Genomic DNA, 18455 nt, shown 5'->3' with positions numbered 1-18455 from the left:
AAGGCGGAACCTGAGCAGACCGATGGGTATGCGTCTACTTCAGTGACGCCCCAGCCGCCCCTTCGGTTGCCCCCACCGTGGAAGACGCGTCGGGCACGGACATATGGGACGGAAGCTCTCAGCCTCGTGGGGTTGGATGGGGCCATGAACAAGCGAGCACTGGTGGGGGCCCTGACCGCGGCGGCCGTGGTGGCGGCCCTGGTCGGCGGTGGGTTGTGGTGGCGCCACACGGCGGCCGAGCAGAAGGCCGACGACGAGTCGAAGGCCGCGGTGGCCGCCTTCGCGAAGGGCTGGTCGCAGCGGTCGTTCACGCAGGCCGGGGTCACCTTCGCGGGGGCGCAGGTGCAGGCGGTGCAGGACGGGTTCACCGCCACCACCGCGGGTCTCGGCAAGGGCCCGGTCAGCGTCACCCCCGGCCCGGTGACCCGAGACGGCGACCGGGCGACCTCGACCCTCAAGGTCGCCTGGACCCTCGGCGGCGACGTCCCCTGGGCGTATGACGTGCCCGTCACCGTGCGCCGCGACGGCGAGAAGTGGGCCGTCGTGCCGCCCCCCAACGGTTCGCTGTGGCATCCCGCGATCAAGGCGACCGACAAGCTCAGCGCCACCCGCACGTGGGCCAAGCGCGGCGACCTGCTCGACCGCGACGGCCAACCGCTCATGCCGATCGGCAAGGTCTACCCGGTCCAGATCGACCCGGCCCGAGCGACGGCCGCGACCGTCCGCGAGCTGGAGAAGGTGGTGGACGAACCGGCCGGGTCGCTCGTCGCCAAGCTCGAGGCGGCGACCAAGGCCGGGAGCAAGGCGCCCATCGCCGTGATCACCTACCGGGAGTCCGACTTCCAGGACCGCAAGGCCGCCCTCGACGGCCTCAAGGGCGTCATCTACCCGGCCCGCGAGCAGCCGCTGGCCCGGACCCGGACGTTCGGACAGCCCCTGCTCGGTTCGTATGGTGCGGTGAGCGCCGAGCTCGTCGCCAAGAGCGAAGGGCGTTACGTCGCAGGCGACTACGCCGGGCTGAGCGGTCTGCAGGGGCGCTACGACACCCAGCTCGGGGGGACACCCGGTGTCGAGGTCACGTCGAGCGCCAACCCGGACATCCCGCTGTTCAGCAAGGCGGCCGTCGACGGCACCGACGTGAAGACCACGCTCTCGCCCGACGTGCAGACCGCCGCCGAGTCCGCGGTCGCCGGAACCGGGGACGTCCCCTCGGCGCTGGTGGCGGTCGACGTGAAGACCGGTGATGTGCTCGCCTCGGCGAACTCGCCCGCGCTCGGCTTCGACCGGGCCCTGACCGGGCAGTACCCGCCGGGTTCGGCGTTCAAGATCGCCAGCACCTACGCCCTCCTCACCGGTGGCAAGGTGACCCCGACGACGTCGGTCGACTGCCCGAAGACGTTCGCCGTGGACGGCCGCTCCTACAAGAACTACGAGGGCGAGGAGCTGGGCACGCCGGACTTCGCGAGCGACTTCGCGCACTCGTGCAACACGGCGTTCGTCAAGCTGTCGACCGACCTCGGCGACGGGGACCTGGCCAAGGCTGCCGATGCCCTCGGGCTCACCGGCTGGGCCAAGTCGCTGGGGGTCGGGAACGCCTTCGACGCGAGCATCCCCACCAACAACGGCAAGACCGACAAGGCCTCGGCCATGATCGGGCAGGGACGCAACCTCACCTCCCCGCTCGCCCTCGCGACGATGGTCGCCTCCGTGGCGCGAGGCAGCGCCATACCGCCGGCACTCGTGACCGAGCCGGCCGCGTCGGGGGCCGACCGCACCGCCAAACCGCTCGATGCCGACGCCGTCGGCCAGCTGCGCCAGCTCATGCGACAGGTCGTCACGGACGGGACCGGCACGGTGCTGCGCGACGCCCCCGGCGGGGCCGTGCGGGGGAAGTCGGGCACAGCTGAGTTCGGGTCGAAGAACCCCCCGGAGACGCACGCGTGGTTCGTCGGGTACCAGGACGGGATCGCGTTCGCGGCGCTGGTCGAGAAGGGCAAGAGCGGCGGCACGGTGGCGGCGCCCGTCGTCAAGGACTTCCTCACCGCGCTGGCGAAGTAGCCCCGCCGCGACGAGCACCGTTGCGACAGAACGAGGCCCCCACCGGGATCCGGTGGGGGCCTCGCTGAAGACTGTGGTTGAGCAGTCCTCGGATCAGATCGGGCGAACGGCGTCAGCCTGGGGACCCTTGGGTCCCTGGGTGACCTCGAACTCCACGCGCTGCGCCTCGTCCAGCGAGCGGTAGCCCGAGGAGTCGATCGCCGAGTAGTGGACGAACACGTCCGGGCCGCCGCCGTCCTGGGCGATGAAGCCGAAGCCCTTCTCAGCGTTGAACCACTTAACGGTTCCCTGTGCCATGGGGTAACTCTTTCCTTCGTAGCCATTGGTGCCACGCACTTTGCGAAACACCAGGCTGCCGTACACAACCCCACCGACGAGACATGCCCGCCTCAGATGAGAAAAGCCCGCTCTGATGGTGCTAGGGCGGGCACTTCGTCGACCTTTGCGAGGAACTGCTTGATGCAACCGCGACAGACGCTAGCACGCACGATGCAGATCGTGGAGACCAACCACAGTCAATTTCTCACCAGTCGGGGAGGCTCCCGGAGTGCTCCCCGCCGGCCTCAGACGCCGCGCACGGCGCGCACCGGCGGCCGGTCGCCGCGGATGGTCGCGACCATGTCCACGACCCGGCGGGTCGCCCGGACGTCGTGCGCGCGGAACACCGTGGCCCCCAGCCAGGCTGCGACCGCCGTGGCCGCGAGCGTCCCCTCGAGCCGGTCGTCGACCTCGAGCCCGAGCGACTCGCCCACGAAGTCCTTGCGGGACAGCGCCTGCAGGATGGGGAAGCCCAACCCGGCCAGGTCCGCGGTGTGCCGCAGGACCACCAGCGAGTGGGCCGTCGTCTTGCCGAAGTCGAGCGTCGGGTCGACGAGGACGCGCTCGGTCGGGATGCCCGCCTCCACCGCGGTGCGGGCGCCGGTGCCCAGGGTGTGGAGGACGTCGCGGACGACGTCGAGCTCGTCCGGGCCGTAGGTCATCTGCACCGGGTCGGTGCGCGGGGGCAGGCCTCCGGTGTGCGAGCACACCACTCCCGCACCGATCTCCGACGCCACGCGGACCAGCTCGGGGTCGTGGCCGGCCCAGGTGTCGTTGACCAGGTCGAGACCGTGGCGGCCCGCCTCACGGGCGACCTCGCTGCGCCAGGTGTCGAGGCTGAGGACGAGGTCGGGGTAGGTCGCACGTGCGTGCTCGAGGAACGGGCCGACGCGGTCGATCTCCTCCGCGGCCGAGACCACCTCCCCCTCCTGACCCGCGCGGACGCCCCCGACGTCGACGATGTCGGCGCCCGCGTCCACGGCGTTCTCGAGGGCGCGCTTCGCGGAGTCGAGGTCGGCGTGCCGGTTGCCGGCGAAGAAGGAGTCGCGGGTGCGGTTGATGATGCCCATCACGGCCGGGGTGGACGCGTCGAACGTCCGGCCGCGCAGGACGAGCGGCGGCGTGCGGGGAAGGTCGAACGGCTGGGGGTCCGCAGTGGTCACCGCGTCATCCTCGCACCGCCACGGTCGGGCCCTCGCCTGGCCGGGGCTCCGGCCGGCCGGGTCACCTGGACGACCCGTCCGGGGGCCGGGGGCGAGCGCGCTGGGTAGTGTCGAGGAGTGGCCTTTGACTTCAGCATGAGCCCAGCCGTCGAGCAGCAACGCCGTCGGGTCGAGGAGTTCGTCGCCAGCGAGGTGATCCCGCTCGAGCAGACGGTGTTCGCCGAGGGGATGACCGACGCGCTGCGACTCGAGCTGCAGGCGAGGGCGCGGGCCGCCGGGGTCTTCGCACCCCAGGCGCCGAAGGAGTTCGGTGGTGGCGGGTTCCGGTTCGACGAGTCCGCGGTCCTGCTCGAGGAGGCTGGCTACTCACTGCTCGGGCCCCTCGCGCTCAACTGCGCCGCCCCCGACGAGGGCAACATCCACCTCCTGCACATGACGGGGTCGGCGCTGCAGAAGGAGAAGTACCTCGAGCCGCTCGTCGCCGGCGCGGTGCGGTCCTGCTTCTCGATGACCGAGCCCCCGCCCGGCGCCGGGTCCGACCCGTCAGCCCTGAGGACCCGCGCCCGCCGCACCGACGGTGGCTGGCTGGTCAACGGCGACAAGTGGCTCATCACCGGCGCCGACGGCGCGGCCTTCTCGATCGTCATGGCCCTGAACGAGGGCGACGACGCTCCGGAGGGCGCGACGATGTTCCTCGTCGACGCGGACAACCCGGGTTTCATCGTGGGTGAGCACCTCAACACCATCGACGCCACCGGGGTCGGTAGTCACTGCCGGGTGGCCCTGCGCGACTGCTTCGTCCCGGACGACCACGTCCTCGGCGAGGTCGGCAAGGGGTTCCAGAGCGCCCAGGTACGCCTCGCCCCCGCCCGCCTCACGCACTGCATGCGCTGGCTCGGTGCCGCCCGGCGTGCCCACGACATCGCCGTCGAGCGGGCTGTCGGCCGCGAGCTGTTCGGCACCCCGCTGTCGGACCTGGGCATGGCCCAGGCCCTCATCGCCGAGAACGAGATCGACCTCGACGCGGCTCGTTCGATGATCTGGCACGCCTCGTGGGCGATCGCCGAGGGACAACGCAGCAGCGAGCAGTCCTCGCGCACCAAGGTGTTCGCCAGCGAGGCGGCCTGCCGCGTCGTCGACCGCTCGGTCCAGCTCGCCGGCGGCATGGGCACCTCCGAGGAGCTGGTGCTGGGCCGGATCTACCGCGACATCAGGTCGTTCCGCATCTACGACGGCGCCACCGAGGTCCACAAGATGTCGATCGCCAAGCGCGCCGCGCGACGGGCCACCTCACGGCTGTCGGCCCGCGACACCCCCGGTGGCGAGGTCCGCGCGTGAGCCCGCAGGACGGCGCACCGCGGTCCGCACCGGCCGGCCCGAGCGGACCGGAGGACGTCCCCGGGCTCCCGCGGGCCTCGTTCACGGCCTGGGCGGCCGACGCCGTGCCGCAGCTCGGCCCCGACTGGACCCCCGCGGTGATCTCGGGCGGGCTGTCGAACATCACCTACCGCGTGACCAGCCCCACGGCCAGCGTCATCGTGCGCCGACCGCCGCTGGGCAAGCTGCTCCCCAGCGCGCACGACATGGGGCGCGAGGCCCGGGTCCTCTCGGCCCTGTGGCGGACGGGCGTCCCGGTGCCCGAGGTGCTCGCCGCCACGTCCGACGCCGAGGTCGTCGGCGCGCCCTTCTACGTCATGGCCCTCGTCGAGGGCACGGTCTACCGCGAGGCCGCCCAGACCGCGGAGCTCACCGTCACCCAGCGCGACCAGCTCTCCGACTCCCTCGTCGACGTGCTCGCCGCCATCCACGCGGTCGACCTCGACGAGACCGGCCTGCGTGACTTCGGCAAGCCCGACGGGTACCTCGAGCGCCAGGTCCGTCGCTGGAGCGGTCAGTGGGACGCGAGCCGTACCCGGGACCTCCCCGCCATGGACGAGCTGGTCCGGCAGCTCGACACCCGGCGCCCCGAGGGTGGTGAGGTGACCTTGGTCCACGGCGACTACCGCCTCGACAACACCCTCGTCACCCAGCAGGACGGCCGCCCCACCGTGGCCGCCGTCGTCGACTGGGAGCTCAGCACCCTCGGCGACCCGCTCGCCGATCTCGCCACGTGGCTGACCTACTACTCCGGCCCCGGCGAGGACGGCAGCGCCGTGCCCGTCGCCGCCGGCCTCACCGCGCACGAGGGCTTCCCGACGACGGACGACATCGCGCAGCGGTATGCCGCCGTGACCGGGCGTGACGTGTCCGGCCTGGACTACTACCGCGCGTTCACAGACTTCCGACTGGCCGTGATCCTCGAGGGCGTCCACGCGCGCTACCTCGCGGGGAAGTCGATGGGCGAGGGCTACGACCGGGTCGGTGCCTCGGTGCCGCTCCTCGTCGACCGGGCCCTGTCCCGCCTCTAGGAGTCGAAGCCGAGGCCGAGGCGGTCGAGCGTGCGCAGCCAGGCGTTGCGCCGGCCGTCGTTCTCGTCGGCACGTGCCAGCGCCCACCGGGTCAGCTGGATCCCCGCGTACGCGAACGGCTCGGGCGGGAACGGCAACGGCTTCTCCCGCACCATCTGCAGGCTGGTGCGTTCGGTGTCGGCACCGTCGAGCAGGTCGAGGGTGACGGCTGCACCGAACCGGGACGCCCCGACCCCGAGTCCCGTGTAGCCCAGGGCGTAGGCGACGCGGCCGTCGTGGGCCGAGCCGTAGAACGCGCAGAAACGGGTGCACGTGTCGATGGCCCCGCCCCAGCGGTGGCTGAACCGCAGCCCCGCGAGCTGGGGGAACGTCTCGAAGAAGTGGGTCGCCAGCCGGTGGAACGTCTCCGGCCGCTGGTCCTTGGTCGGGCGCACCCGACGGCCGAGGTGGTAGATCGCGTCGTACCCGCCCCACAGGATGCGGTTGTCGTCGGTGAGCCGGTAGTAGTGGAACTGGTTGGCCATGTCACCGACCCCGGCGCGGCTGCCCCAGCCGATCGACTCGAGCTGCTCGGCGCTCAGGGGCTCGGTCATGAGGACGTAGTCGTAGACGGGAACCGTGTGGAGTCGGGTCCGCCGCAGCAGTGAGGGAAAGGCGTTGGTGCCCAGGGCGACCCGGGCGGCCCGCAGGTCGTGCCCACGGTCGGTGGTGAGCCGCATACCGGCGCCGTCGCGGTCCAGGCCGGTCGCCTTGGCGCGCTCCACGATCCGCACGCCGAGCGACTCCGCCGCGGCTGCCAGGCCCCAGGCCAGGCGGGCCGGGTCAACCATCGCGGTCTCGTCGGGGGTGTGGACCCCGGCGAGGTAGGTCGGGGAGTCCAGCTCGGCGCGCATCGCGTCGCGGTCGAGGAACGTGCCGCCGCCGAGGTCCTCCTTCAGCCACTGCACCTGGTGCGGCGCGGTGGCGACGGTGAGCTCGCCGGTGCGCTGGAAGTCGCACTCGATACCGTGTCGCTGCACGGTGTCCTCGATCGCATCGAGGTTCGCGAGGCCGAGCCGGTGCAGCTGCTCGTACTCCGCCGGCCAGCGCTCGCGGCCGTTCGCCTCGCCGTGGGTCAGGCTGGCCGAGCAGAACCCGCCGTTGCGTCCCGATGCCGCCCAGCCGATGCGGCCGGCCTCGACGACGACGACGTCCCGACCAGGGTCGGCCTCCTTGGCCAGCAGCGCGGTCCACAGACCGGTGTACCCACCACCGACCACGACGAGGTCGGCACTGGTGGGTGCCTCGAGGCGGGGCCGGGGTGCCGGGCGGTCGGGCCGGTCCAGCCAGAAGACCGACGGTGCGGCGTCGGCGAGGGCCGCATCGGCAAGGGTCGCGGCCGGGCCGCGCGGCGTCCCCGTCGACCCCGCTGCCTGCGGGGAGGGTGGCATGACCGTCAGCTGCCGGTGGAGTACTGGTCGGCGACCTCTAGCGCCTCGTCGAGGATGGCCAGCCCTTCGCGCACCTCGTCAACGGTCGTCGTGCACGGGGGCACGACGTGGGTGCGGTTGAAGTGGGTGAAGGGCCACAGGCCACGCGCCTTGCAGGCTGCGGCGAACTCGTTCATCGCCTTGGCGTCGGCGCCGCCGGCGTTGAACGGCACCAGGGGTTCGCGGGTCTCGCGGTCACGGACGAGCTCCAGCGCCCAGAACGTCCCGAGGCCACGGACCTCTCCGATGCTGGGGTGGCGCTCGGCGAGCGCCCGCAGGCCGGGGCCGATGACGTCCTCACCCAGGGCCCGGGCGTGCTCGACGACCCCCTCCTCCTTGAAGATGTTGATGGAGGCGACGGCCGAGGCGCAGGCGAGCGGGTGGCCGGAGTAGGTGAGGCCACCGGGGAACGGCTTGCTGTCGAAGGACTGCGCGACGCGCTCGGAGATGATGACGCCGCCGAGCGGGACGTACCCGCTGTTGACGCCCTTGGCGAAGGTGATCAGGTCGGGGGCCACGCCCCAGTGGTCCACGGCGAACCACTCGCCACAGCGGGCGAACCCGGACATCACCTCGTCCGCGATCATGACGATGCCGAACTCGTCGCACAGGTCGCGCACGCCCTGGAGGTAGCCCGGTGGCGGGACGAGGATGCCGTTGGTGCCGACGACCGACTCGAGGATGATCGCGGCGACGGTGTGGGCCCCCTCCACCATGAGCAGGTCGCGCAGGTGCTGCAGCGCGCGCTCGCTCTCCTCCTGCTCGGTGGTCGCGTGGAACGCCGAGCGGTAGAGGTAGGGACCCCAGTACCGCACGACGCCCGGCATACCGGGCTCGGAGGCCCATCGGCGCGGGTCCCCGGTCAGGGCGATGGAGCCCGCGGTCGCGCCGTGGTAGCTCCGGTAGGCAGCGAGGACCTTGTGGCGGCCGGTGTGCAGGCGCGCCATGCGCAGGGCGTTCTCGTTCGCCTCGGCACCACCGTTGGTGAAGAAGACGCGGTTGAGGTCCCCCGGGGCGAGCTCGGTGATGAGGCGCGCGGCCTCGGAGCGGGCGTCGTTGGCGAACGCCGGGCTGATCGTCGTGAGGCGACCGGCCTGCTCCTGGATCGCGGCCACGAGCTTGGGGTGCTGGTACCCGATGTTCACGTTGACCAGCTGGCTCGAGAAGTCGAGGTACCGCTTGCCGCTGTAGTCGGTGAAGTACGAGCCGAGGGCCGACGCGATCGGCAGGGGGTCGATGAGCCCCTGGGCGGACCACGAGTGGAACACGTGGCCCCGGTCGTCGCGGCGGACCTGCTCCTCGGTCGCTCCGGTGACGGCGTCGAGCACGCCCTGCTGGACGGTGGTGTCGGTCATGGGGCCCTCTCGGCAGGCTCGGGGGATCAGCGGGTGCGCGGGAAGCCGAGGTCGACGCTCGACGTGGCCGGGTCGGGCCAGCGCTGCGTCACGACCTTGCCGCGGGTGTAGAAGTTGATGCCCTCGGGACCGTACATGTGGGTGTCGCCGAAGAGGGAGTCCTTCCAACCGCCGAAGGAGTAGTAGGCGACCGGGACGGGGATCGGCACGTTGATCCCGACCATGCCGACCTCGACGTCGAACTGGAACCGGCGGGCCGCGCCACCGTCCCGCGTGAAGATCGCGGTGCCGTTGGCGTACTGGTTGGAGTTGATGAGCTCCAGGCCCTCCTCGTAGGTGTCCACGCGGACGACCGACAGCACCGGTCCGAAGATCTCGTCGGTGTAGACGGTCATCTCCGGGGTGACGTGGTCGAGCAGCGTGGTGCCCAGGAAGAACCCCTCGGTCGGCAGGTCGCCCTCGCGGCCGTCGACGACGACCGTGGCCCCGGCCTCCTGGCCGGCCCCGACGTACCCGGAGACCTTGTCGCGGTGCTCGGCGGTGATGAGCGGACCCATGTCGGTGTCGGGATCGGTGCCGTTGCCGACGGTGAGCTTGGGCAGGCGGGCCGCGATCGCGTCCACGAGCGGCTGGGCCACGTCGCCGACCGCGACGGCGACGGAGAGCGCCATGCAGCGCTCGCCCGCGGAGCCGTAGGCCGCGGACACCACCGAGTCGGCGGCCATGTCGACGTCCGCGTCGGGCAGGACGAGGGCGTGGTTCTTGGCGCCGCCGAGGGCCTGGACGCGCTTGCCGTTGGCCGTGCCGCGCTCGTAGATGTACCTGGCGATCGGCGTCGAGCCCACGAAGCTCACCGCCGCGATGCCCGGGTGGTCGAGGATCGCGTCGACGGCGACCTTGTCACCGTGCAGGACCGTGAAGAGGCCGTCGGGCAGGCCGGCCTCCTTCCACAGCTGGGCGAGGAAGAGCGCGGCCGACGGGTCCTTCTCGGAGGGCTTGAGGATGAACGCGTTGCCGCAGGCGATCGCGTTGGCGCACATCCACAGCGGCACCATCGCGGGGAAGTTGAACGGCGTGACGCCGGCGACGACACCGAGCGGCTGGCGGATGTTGTAGACGTCGACCCCGGTGGCGGCCTGCTCGGTGAAGCCACCCTTGAGCAGGTTCGGGACACCGGTGGCGAACTCGACGTTCTCCAGCCCTCGGGCGATCTCGCCGGCAGCGTCGGACAGCACCTTGCCGTGCTCTGAGGTGATGATCGCGGCGAGCTCCGGGGTGCGCGCGTGCAGCAGCTCGCGGAACGCGAACAGGACGGCGCTGCGATGCGACAAGGAGGCGTGGCGCCACTCCTTGGCCGCTGCGGCGGCACTGGCGACCGCCGCGTCGAGCTCCTCGACCGAGGCGAGGTCGACCTCGCCGGTGACCGCACCCGTCGCCGGGTTGTAGACCGGTGAGGTGCGTCCGGAGGTGCCCTCGGTGGGCCGGCCGTCGATCCAGTGGGAAATGCGCGTCGTCATGCTCACACCATACGATCCATCCACTGGTAACACAATAGAAGTATTGCTATGGTGCAAAGATGCCGCACGTCACCCTCACGGCCCTCGAGGCCCGCCTCGACACCCCCTCCGCGAAGGGACTGGCGCATGCCGTGTCCGCGACGATCCGCGACGGGCTCCTCGTCGCCGGCGACCGCCTGCCCCCGATCCGGACCGTGGCGGCGGAGCTGGCCCTGTCGCCGACCACGGTGAGTGCGGCTTGGGCGCTGCTCGCCCGGTCGGGCACCGTGGCCACCGACGGTCGCCGCGGCACCACCGTCCTGGACCAGCGGTCCGGCGGCACGGTCCGCTACCGCGCCGCCCTCGAACGGCCCTCGACCTTCGCCCACGACCTGTCCACGGGCGTCCCGGACCCTGAGCTGCTCCCCGACCTGGGGCAGGCCCTCGCCGGCCTTCGCACCGCTCCGACGACGGGCAGCTACCTCGACGACCCGGTGCTTCCGGCGCTCGCGGAGGTCCTCGTGGCGGACTGGCCGTTCGCCGTGGAGGAGGTCTCCGTCGTCGACGGGGCGATGGATGCGATGGACCTGTTCGTGCGGACCCAGCTGCGGTTCGGGGACCGGGTGGTCGTGGAGGACCCGGGGTTCCCGCCGTTGGTCGACCTGCTCGAGTCCGTCGGCGTGCAGCTCGTCGGCGTCGCCGTCGACGAGGAGGGCCTGGACCTCGAAGCCCTGGAGGCCACCCTGCGCGAACCGGTGGCGGCGGTCGTCCTGCAACCGCGGGCGCAGAACCCCACGGGAGTGACGATGACGTCCCGCCGTGCTGAGCGCATCGCCGCCCTGCTGTCGGGTTCGCCGACCGTGGTCGTCGAGGACGACTCCGCCGCCGGGCTGTCCCCCTCACCGCTCGTCAGCCTCGGGCAGTGGCGCCCCGAGCAGACCGTGCACATCCGCTCGTTCTCGAAGTCGCACGGACCCGACCTGCGCCTCGCCGCCCTCAGCGCACCGGCGCGGATCCTGAACGACCTCAACGGTCGTCGCCAGCTCGGACAGGGCTGGTCGAGCAGGCTGCTCCAGCAGGTGCTGCTCGGACTGCTCACCGACGACGTCGCCACCGCGCAGGTCCAGACCGCCGCGCAGACGTATGCCGCGCGGCGAGCCCGCGTCGTCGACCGCCTCCGCGAGCGCGGGGTCGAGGTGGGCGGGACCGAGGGCATCAACATCTGGGTGCCCGTCCAGGACGAGACGGCCGCGGTCGTTCGGCTGGCCAGCCAGGGAATCGGCGTCGCGCCGGGGACGCCGTTCCGGATCGGGCCGAGCGGACCCGGCGGCCACGTGCGCGCCACGGTCGGGCTCGTCCGCGACGAGGCGGCCCTGGACTCGCTGGCCGACGCGCTCGCCGACGCCGCGACGACCGGCGGATGGAACGGCCGCGCCCGCTGACCCAGCCTGCTGCCCGCTGACCGGCTTGCCGCCACCTGATCCGGGCGGCACGAAGGCCGGGCTGCAGGGTTGCCCGGCCTCCGGCCCGCCGCCCGAAAGCGGACGTCCAATCCCCTGTGACAGGTTCTGACCCCACGCTAGGCGTGGGCGGTCAGGGACAGGATCGTGCAATTCGCGTACTGCTGTACATGGTTTCCTGCGCTGGCGTGGGCAAACCACCTCATCCACGACACTCGCGACGACAGCGGGGCGGGGGACGAGCCGCCCGGCTCGTCCCCCGCCCCCGCCACGAATGCGTCGACGTCGATGGTCGGGCGCCCGGTGGTCCCGACCACCTGAACCTGGACCGTGTGCGTCCCGGATGTGGTCCAGTTGCGGGTCAGCACGCCCCGGGCGAGGTAGGTCGAGGGCGAGTAGGTGTCGACGGTGCCGGCGTAGACGCCGTCGACCCAGACGTACGCGACGCCACGGTTGGTCGCGGTGGCCGCGTACCAGGCGAACCCGCGTCCGGTGAAGGTGACCTTCGCCGTCGCCCCGGTGGTGCCTGAGGAGTACTGCCGGCCGCCGAAGTAGCTGCCCGTGTAGGCGAGCCAGCCAGAGCTGTAGCTGATGGACGTCGAGTTCTCCTGCAAGGCATCCACCGTGAGCAACGGGCCCATCGCGAACCCGCTCCAGTTGCCCTTGGCATCCTTGGCCCTCACCGCGAACTGGTACGTCGAGCCGGGGGTGAGCGACCACGTGCCCGACCGCACGGCGGCAGAGGCGAGGCTCAGTTGGAGCCAGGTGCCGTTGACCTTGATCCAGGCGTCCTCCTGGGTCACCCCGCTGACGTCGCTCGCCGTCCAGGCGTAGGTCACCGGGACGAGTCCGTTGCTGACCTGTCCGAGGTACTGGACGGTCTGGGTGGGGGCCGAGACGGCGGGCGGTGTCACGTCACCACCGGTCGTCACGGAGCAGGCCCGGTTGACGACGAAGACGTCGTAGCAGGCCGCGATGTTGAAGTGGCTCGCGAGCCAGCTCGTCGAGGTGGCGCCCTGGCCCGCGCCGATCACGGCGTCGAAGTAGTCGTCGTGGCCGCAGTCGAAGTGGTCGAAGTCAGCGCACACCCAGCTGATGTAGCCGGGGTCCGTGGACCCCTTGTCGTTGTAGCACATGACGTCCTGGCCCTCCCAGCAGTGACCCCAGTTCCCGGCACTGGCGGTCGTGGTGGTGCCGGTCGCGTAGGGGGCCCCCGGCTGGACGGCGCCGAGGTTGTGGCCGATCTCGTGCATCATCGTCTCGGCTTGGGGGATGCCGTAGTCGATGGCGAAGCGACCGCCGGTGTTGTTGGCGTTGCTGGCGCTGTTGCTGCTGTCGCTCATCAGGGAGCCTTGGCCGCCGGCGCTGGCCGTGTGGGTGTAGTAGACCGCGTAGTTGCGGGCGGTCGACGTGTAGCCGAGGGCCTTGAGGTCCCCGACGATGGTGGCGAAGGTCGATGTGGCGTTCGTGTGGGCGAGCCGCTGGACGTCGACCCGGATCGCCCCGGTGCTGTCGCACTCGAAGACCAGGTCCGCCCCGCCGACGCTCCCGGACTCGACGCCCGATTTGTAGATGGCACCGTTGATCGTCTTCAGCATGGTCCGGAACTGGTCGACCGTGATGGTCTGCGACCCGTCGGACGGCATGGCGATGACGGCGCGGATCCCGTAGTTGCCGTGCGGGTTCGCCGACGAGCAGACCGGGTTCCGGGCGACGCTGGCGAGGTTGCCCGTCTGGCCGCTCGTGGAGGGTGTCGTCGTTCCGTGGTCGTGGTGGTCGTGGTCGACCTCGACCGGGTCCGGGCCGTGGGTGTAGGTGAAGGACCCGTCGGCGAGCTCGACCTTGAACAAGCCGTTCGCGACCTTGCAGGACCGGCCCTGGTGCTCGACGACGTGCATCTTCTCGGTACAGGCGTGCTCGGGTCTGGCCGGGCTGTGGGTACCGGCCTTCGCCGGGCGTCCGGACTCGGGTCGGCCGTGGGAGGCGGACCCGCCGGAGGCGGTGGACCGTGCTTGGGCCGAGGGCGGCTGGCTCGGTGAGGACTGGGCCGAGGCCGTCCCGGCCACTGCCAACGGCGTGGCCAGGGCCAGGGCGAGGACGAGCGGCCGGAACGGGAACCGGTGGGTGGTCAGTGTGTTCATCGCAACTCCCTGGACGCGTGCTGATCGGATGATCAGAGACTCGTCCCAGAACTGCTGCGGCTCTGTCCGCTCGCTGACGCAACGAGGGTCGTGGTGGCGACGGTGGGCGACTCCGTGCCCACGGAGGGTCGGCGGAGGGCGTGGGATTCGAACCCACGATGACGTTGCCGCCATAGCGGTTTTCAAGACCGCCGCACTAGGCCACTATGCGAGCCCTCCAGGCCTTGCGACACACGACCGCCGGACCGGGGCCAACGGTATCGTCACGTCGTGGACGGCTACCAACGCGAGGGCGAAACCAAGGCCCAACGGCTCGACCGCAACTGGGACGAGCTGTTGCAGGAGCTCCGCGTCACACAGACCGGCGTCCAGATCCTCACCGGCTTCCTGCTCACCCTGCCGATCCAGCCTGCGTTCCGCGACATCACCCACTTCGAGCGTTCGGCGTACGTCGTGGCGATCAGCGCGAGCATCCTCGCCACCTGTCTGCTCATCACGCCGGTGGCTGTGCACCGCTGGCTGTTCCGGCAGCAGCGCAAGGAGACCCTGGTCAGCATCGCCCACCACGTCTCCGTCATCGGGCTGGCGACCCTGGCGGCTGCCGTCGTCAGCGTCATGGCGCTCACCTTCGCCCTGGTCCTCGGCCAGCGGGCCGGGGTGGTCGCGGCCCTCGTCGGCGCGGTGCTGTTCGTCGCTGCCTGGGTGGTCTTCCCGCTCGGGCTGCGGCACCGCCTCACCCGCCCGAAAGGCCCCTGAGCAGGGCTTTTGTTACTGTCGGAGGACACCGACCAAAGGATCCACCATGGGCAAGCTGTCCTTCATCGCCGGCGTCGCCGCCGGCTACGTCCTCGGCGCGAAGGCGGGCCAGAAGCGTTACGAGCAGATCCGCGGCCGCGCCAGCCAGGTCTGGTCCAGCGAACCGGTCCAGCACCGGGTCGAGACCGTCAAGGAAGCCGTCAAGGAACAGGCGCCCGTCCTCGGCGCCAAGCTCGGCGAGGCCGCCAAGACGGCCGGGGCGAGCGCCAAGGAGCGCCTCACCGGCGAGGACCTGCCCGAGACCCTCCACCGCGGCACCGACGGTCGGCTCCACGCCGACACCTCGGGCTTCGGGCCCGGGGGCGACAAGCTCCCCTGAGCCGACCGCCTCGCCGGGCGACGGACACGACGAGGCCCGCGACGCGGCATACCTGATCGGTATGCCGCGTCGCGGGCTTTCGCGCACCCCCGTGCGGCTCAGCCAAGACCTTCAGGGACGCCACCGGGTGGCCCTGGTCGAACGAGTGCCGGAAACCCCTGACCAGCACCTGCTCTGACCCGGCCGACCCGGTGACGTGCCCCTGAGGGCAAACCCGCAGCGCGACCCCCCGCACCACCGGCTTCCACGCTGGCACCCCCGAGCCAGCGCCCCAGCCACACCAGAACGGCGCCGTCGGCGTGCGTCTTTCCGGCATGACATGAGGTCTTCCTTTCCTTGCCGCCGGGCTCGTTCCCCCGAATCGGGCCCGACACCGGAGAAGAGCGCGGGACCGCCGCGCTGATACATCCGGCGCGAAACTTTCGTGACCAGTCCTTGCCCCGTTCTTGGGCGACTCTTGACCGGCTTCGCCGAACTCGCCCCGCGCGGGAGGTATCAGGAAGAACCGTCCGAACTCCTGTCTGTGACGCACCCGCCTCACTACGCTGACCGTGGACGCACCCGCGCCCCCCAGGGTCGGCACCGCCCTCAGGAGAGCTCATGGCACACGTGACCCCCACGCCCAGCAGGGGACCCGGCCGCCGCATCCCGCACCTCTCGGTGCCCGGCAGCGCGGTCCGCCGCCTCGGAGCCCGCGCGCTGGACCCGGCCACCTGCAAGCGACTCGGCGACCAGCCGGTGCCCAGCCCCACCGTGTACGTCGGTGACACCCTGCTCGTCAGGGGGCAGCTGGAGGGCCGCGCGGAGGGCCCGATCAGCGCCCTGCGCAAGCAGCTCGAGGGTCGCTACACCGTCGAGGAACGTCGCGAGACCGGGCTCGGTGACCTGTTCCGGCGCCTCGAGCTGTCCGACGAGCTCGACCGGGTCGGCTCGACCAGCGTCCTCATCGCGCCATTGCCTGGTGAGTCGGTCGAACCCCCCGACGCCTGGAAGATCCTGCAGGACTTCCGTGCCGAGCACCCGCGCTTCGCGTCGGCGGTCGAGCTGTGCCACGTCATGGTGGGCAGTGGCTACGGCGACGGCGTCGGGTACGGCGACGGTGTGGGTTACGGGGACGGCGTCGGGTACGGCGACGGCGTCGGATACGGCGACGGCGTCGGGTACGGCGACGGCGTGGGGCTGGCCGGCCTGCCCGGTGGCGGTCCGTCCGGACGGTCCCCGGTCACCTGGGCCGCACCGGACCCGTGCCCGGCCGAGCTGCCCGACGGCCCGGTCGTGGCCCTGCTCGACACCGGCATCGGTGCCCACCCCTGGTTCGAGCGAGGCGTCATCAAGGACGTCGAGGTCGAGGGCGTCCCCGTCGGGCTGGTCTTCACCCCGGCCGACGACCCGGAGAACACCGGTGTCACCGTCGACCGTGTCAACGGTGTGCTGGACCGGCTGGCCGGCCACGGGACGTTCATCGCCGGGGTGGTCAGGCAGCACTGCCCCGAGGCCACCATCATGGCCATCCCGATCATGTACGGCGACGGGGTCGCGGACGAGGCCGACGTCATCGACGCGCTGCAGCTGCTCTACGCCCGACAGCTCCTCGCCCTGCGAGACCCCGGCCGTCGCGGCCCCGCCGTGGACGTGCTGTCGATGTCACTGGGCTACTACCACGAGACCCCGGGTACCTTCGAGGACGAGGGCGCGCTGGTGACCGCGTTGCGTGGCCTCAGCTCGACCGGTGTCGTGGTCGTGGCAGCCGCCGGCAACGGGTCGAGCGACGTCGAGTTCTTCCCGGCCGCGTTCGCGACGGGTTCGGGGTTCGACGTGCCCCTCGTCAGCGTCGGCGCACACAACCCGGGTGGGCTCAACCCCACCGGACCGACCGTCTCGGTCTACTCGAACACCGGCTCGTGGGTCACCGCCTACCGCTGCGGCACCGCCGTGGTCAGCACCATGCCGACGACGTTCGACGGCAGCATCCGCAGCGTGCTCAACCTCCCCGGTTCGACGAACCCGGCCCGCGGCTCGATCGACCTCGACGACTACTCTGGCGGGTTCGGGCAGTGGAGCGGGACGTCGTTCGCCGCTCCCGCGCTCGCCGGTGACGTGGCCGCCCAGCTCGTCGGCTGCCAGGGGGCGGACGAGGGGCTCGACCGCCCGGACCGTGCGGCCCGCGTCAAGGCAGCCGCCGGCGCGGTCGCCACGACGCTGGGGGGTTCGTGATGCAGACCGACGGGACCACGGGAGGTCTGGCCGAGCGCGCAGCGCTGGCGTTCGCCGCATACCGCGGTGGTGACCCGGAGGCGATGTCCGACCTGGTCGATGCGACCACGGCCCTGCTGTGGCACACCGCCCGCGCCCAGGGCCTGGGCAGCGCGGCGGCCGAGGACGTCGTCCAGACGACCTGGCTGTCCCTGGTCAAGCACCAGGACTCCATCCAGGACCCGCTCGCCGTCCTCAAGTGGCTCACCACCACCGCCCGCCGCGAGGCCTGGGCCGTGTCCCGCCGCTCCCGTCGCGAGGACTCGCGCGAAGAGATCGGCGACCTGCTCGACGGCACGCCCGCCCCGCTCGACGGACCCGAGCAGGTCGTGGTCCGCGGACAGGACCAGGTGGTGCTGTGGCGGCACTTCGCCACCCTCTCCGAACGCTGCCAGCAGCTGCTGCGCGTCGTGGCGCTCGCGGAGCGACCCGACTACCAGCACGTCGCCGAGGCCCTCGGCATGCCCGTCGGCAGCATCGGCCCCACCCGCGGCCGCTGCCTCGCCAAGCTGCGGGCAGGACTCACCAACGACCCCGCCTGGGAGGTGGCGTCATGACCGGATCCGCCGACCGCAGCCACGACCGGGAGCTTGACCAGGAGCGCGATCAGGAGCGCGATCGGGAGCTCGACCGTCTTGCGGCCGAACCCCTGGACGCACAGGACCTCCGGGCGCTGGCCACCGTCCGCAGCATCTTCGCCGCGAGCGACCCCGTGCCGCCGGGGCTGGCCGAGCGGGCCAAGTTCGCGATGACCGTGGCGGCGCTCGAGGCCGAGGTCGCGCAGATCATGCAGACCAGCGCCGAGGCGGTGGGGGTCCGGGCCAAGGTCTACGACCGGGCGGCCACGGTGACGTTCTCGACCGACACCCTGAGCGCGATGATCACCATCGAGTCCATCGACGGGGTCCACGCCCGGCTCAGCGGCTGGGTGAGCAACGGGCCCACGGCCGTCGAGCTGCGCGAACGCTCGCGCACCCAGAGCACCGAGACCGACGCCGAGGGACGGTTCAGCTTCGCCAAGGTCGAGCGTGGGCTCGTGCACCTGCTCCTGCGACGACTGGACCTGCCCGACAGCAGGCCGGTCATCACCCCGGCCATCGAGATCTAGGGGACGCCATCGAGGTCGTCGACCCGGCGGTCGAGGAGCTGTTCACCCGGGCACGCCACCTCAACGGGATCGGGCGCTTCCGGGAGGCGGA

The 18455-nt window shown here is 71.5% G+C and carries 15 protein-coding genes and 1 tRNA gene; 9 read left to right on the top strand and 7 right to left on the bottom strand.

Annotation, left to right across the window (positions count from 1 at the left end; genetic code table 11):
- Positions 1-144: 144 nt before the first annotated feature.
- Positions 145-2058, top strand: a complete 1914-nt coding sequence (locus tag ASC58_RS17490; protein WP_056920209.1) for a penicillin-binding transpeptidase domain-containing protein — start codon at positions 145-147, stop codon at positions 2056-2058.
- A gap of 93 nt (positions 2059-2151) precedes the next feature.
- On the opposite strand, the gene ASC58_RS17485 is transcribed toward ASC58_RS17490, so the two are convergent.
- A complete protein-coding gene (locus ASC58_RS17485) occupies positions 2152-2355 on the bottom strand; it encodes a cold-shock protein (RefSeq protein ID WP_056915917.1) in 204 nt (67 codons plus the stop codon).
- 266 nt (positions 2356-2621) lie between these two features.
- Positions 2622-3539 carry a dihydropteroate synthase gene (folP, locus tag ASC58_RS17480; RefSeq protein WP_056920208.1) on the bottom strand — a complete coding sequence of 306 codons (918 nt, stop codon included), beginning with the start codon at positions 3537-3539 and terminating at the stop codon, positions 2622-2624.
- Between the two features lie 135 nt (positions 3540-3674).
- Here folP and ASC58_RS17475 point away from each other — a divergent pair, with 135 nt between their 5' ends.
- Together ASC58_RS17475 and ASC58_RS17470 are read left to right on the top strand one after the other, a co-directional pair.
- A complete protein-coding gene (locus ASC58_RS17475; protein ID WP_200947865.1) occupies positions 3675-4877 on the top strand; it encodes an acyl-CoA dehydrogenase family protein in 1203 nt (400 codons plus the stop codon).
- Complete coding sequence (locus ASC58_RS17470; RefSeq protein ID WP_056920206.1) at positions 4874-5947, top strand: phosphotransferase family protein; 1074 nt, start codon at positions 4874-4876, stop codon at positions 5945-5947. Before ASC58_RS17475 ends, ASC58_RS17470 begins: the two co-directional genes overlap by 4 nt.
- Here ASC58_RS17470 and ASC58_RS17465 read toward each other — a convergent pair.
- From ASC58_RS17465 to ASC58_RS17455, 3 genes are read right to left on the bottom strand one after another with little or no spacing between them, the layout of a single operon-like run.
- Positions 5944-7377: an FAD-binding oxidoreductase gene (locus ASC58_RS17465; RefSeq protein ID WP_082553426.1), complete on the bottom strand. Its 1434-nt coding sequence runs from the start codon at positions 7375-7377 to the stop codon at positions 5944-5946. The two genes, ASC58_RS17470 and ASC58_RS17465, sit on opposite strands and share 4 nt — an antisense overlap.
- A 5-nt stretch (positions 7378-7382) precedes the next feature.
- Entirely contained in the window at positions 7383-8771 is a 1389-nt protein-coding gene (locus tag ASC58_RS17460; RefSeq protein WP_082553425.1) for an aspartate aminotransferase family protein, read from the bottom strand.
- A 26-nt stretch (positions 8772-8797) separates the two neighbouring features.
- Entirely contained in the window at positions 8798-10288 is a 1491-nt protein-coding gene (locus tag ASC58_RS17455) for a CoA-acylating methylmalonate-semialdehyde dehydrogenase (RefSeq protein WP_056920205.1), read from the bottom strand.
- Between the two features lie 59 nt (positions 10289-10347).
- Between ASC58_RS17455 and ASC58_RS17450 the strand changes: the two genes are divergently transcribed.
- The gene (locus ASC58_RS17450) at positions 10348-11709 is read left to right on the top strand and encodes a PLP-dependent aminotransferase family protein (protein WP_056920204.1); all 1362 of its coding nucleotides are present in this window, start codon (positions 10348-10350) and stop codon (positions 11707-11709) included.
- A gap of 137 nt (positions 11710-11846) precedes the next feature.
- Here the strand turns inward: ASC58_RS17450 and ASC58_RS17445 are convergent, their stop codons facing one another.
- Entirely contained in the window at positions 11847-13868 is a 2022-nt protein-coding gene (locus tag ASC58_RS17445) for a hypothetical protein (RefSeq protein ID WP_056920203.1), read from the bottom strand.
- 132 nt (positions 13869-14000) lie between these two features.
- Positions 14001-14087 (bottom strand) — tRNA-Ser (locus tag ASC58_RS17440).
- A gap of 51 nt (positions 14088-14138) precedes the next feature.
- Here ASC58_RS17440 and ASC58_RS17435 point away from each other — a divergent pair.
- From ASC58_RS17435 to ASC58_RS17415, 5 genes are all read left to right on the top strand, one after another.
- Entirely contained in the window at positions 14139-14624 is a 486-nt protein-coding gene (locus ASC58_RS17435; protein ID WP_056920202.1) for a DUF6328 family protein, read from the top strand.
- Positions 14625-14670: 46 nt separating this feature from the next.
- Positions 14671-15003 (top strand): hypothetical protein, encoded by a 333-nt coding sequence (locus ASC58_RS17430; RefSeq protein WP_056920201.1) that lies wholly within the window; start codon positions 14671-14673, stop codon positions 15001-15003.
- Positions 15004-15603: 600 nt separating this feature from the next.
- Positions 15604-17217 carry a S8/S53 family peptidase gene (locus ASC58_RS17425; protein ID WP_056920200.1) on the top strand — a complete coding sequence of 538 codons (1614 nt, stop codon included), beginning with the start codon at positions 15604-15606 and terminating at the stop codon, positions 17215-17217.
- A complete protein-coding gene (locus ASC58_RS17420; protein ID WP_056920427.1) occupies positions 17217-17813 on the top strand; it encodes an RNA polymerase sigma factor in 597 nt (198 codons plus the stop codon). The genes ASC58_RS17425 and ASC58_RS17420 overlap by 1 nt, the downstream gene beginning before the upstream one ends.
- Entirely contained in the window at positions 17810-18364 is a 555-nt protein-coding gene (locus ASC58_RS17415) for a hypothetical protein (RefSeq protein ID WP_056920199.1), read from the top strand. The genes ASC58_RS17420 and ASC58_RS17415 overlap by 4 nt, the downstream gene beginning before the upstream one ends.
- Positions 18365-18455: the final 91 nt, after the last annotated feature.

The sequence above is a fragment of the Phycicoccus sp. Root101 genome (assembly GCF_001426245.1).
Classification (GTDB): domain Bacteria; phylum Actinomycetota; class Actinomycetes; order Actinomycetales; family Dermatophilaceae; genus Pedococcus.
Note: the sequence above shows the minus strand (reverse complement) of the source record. Positions and strands in the feature narration are given on the sequence as shown.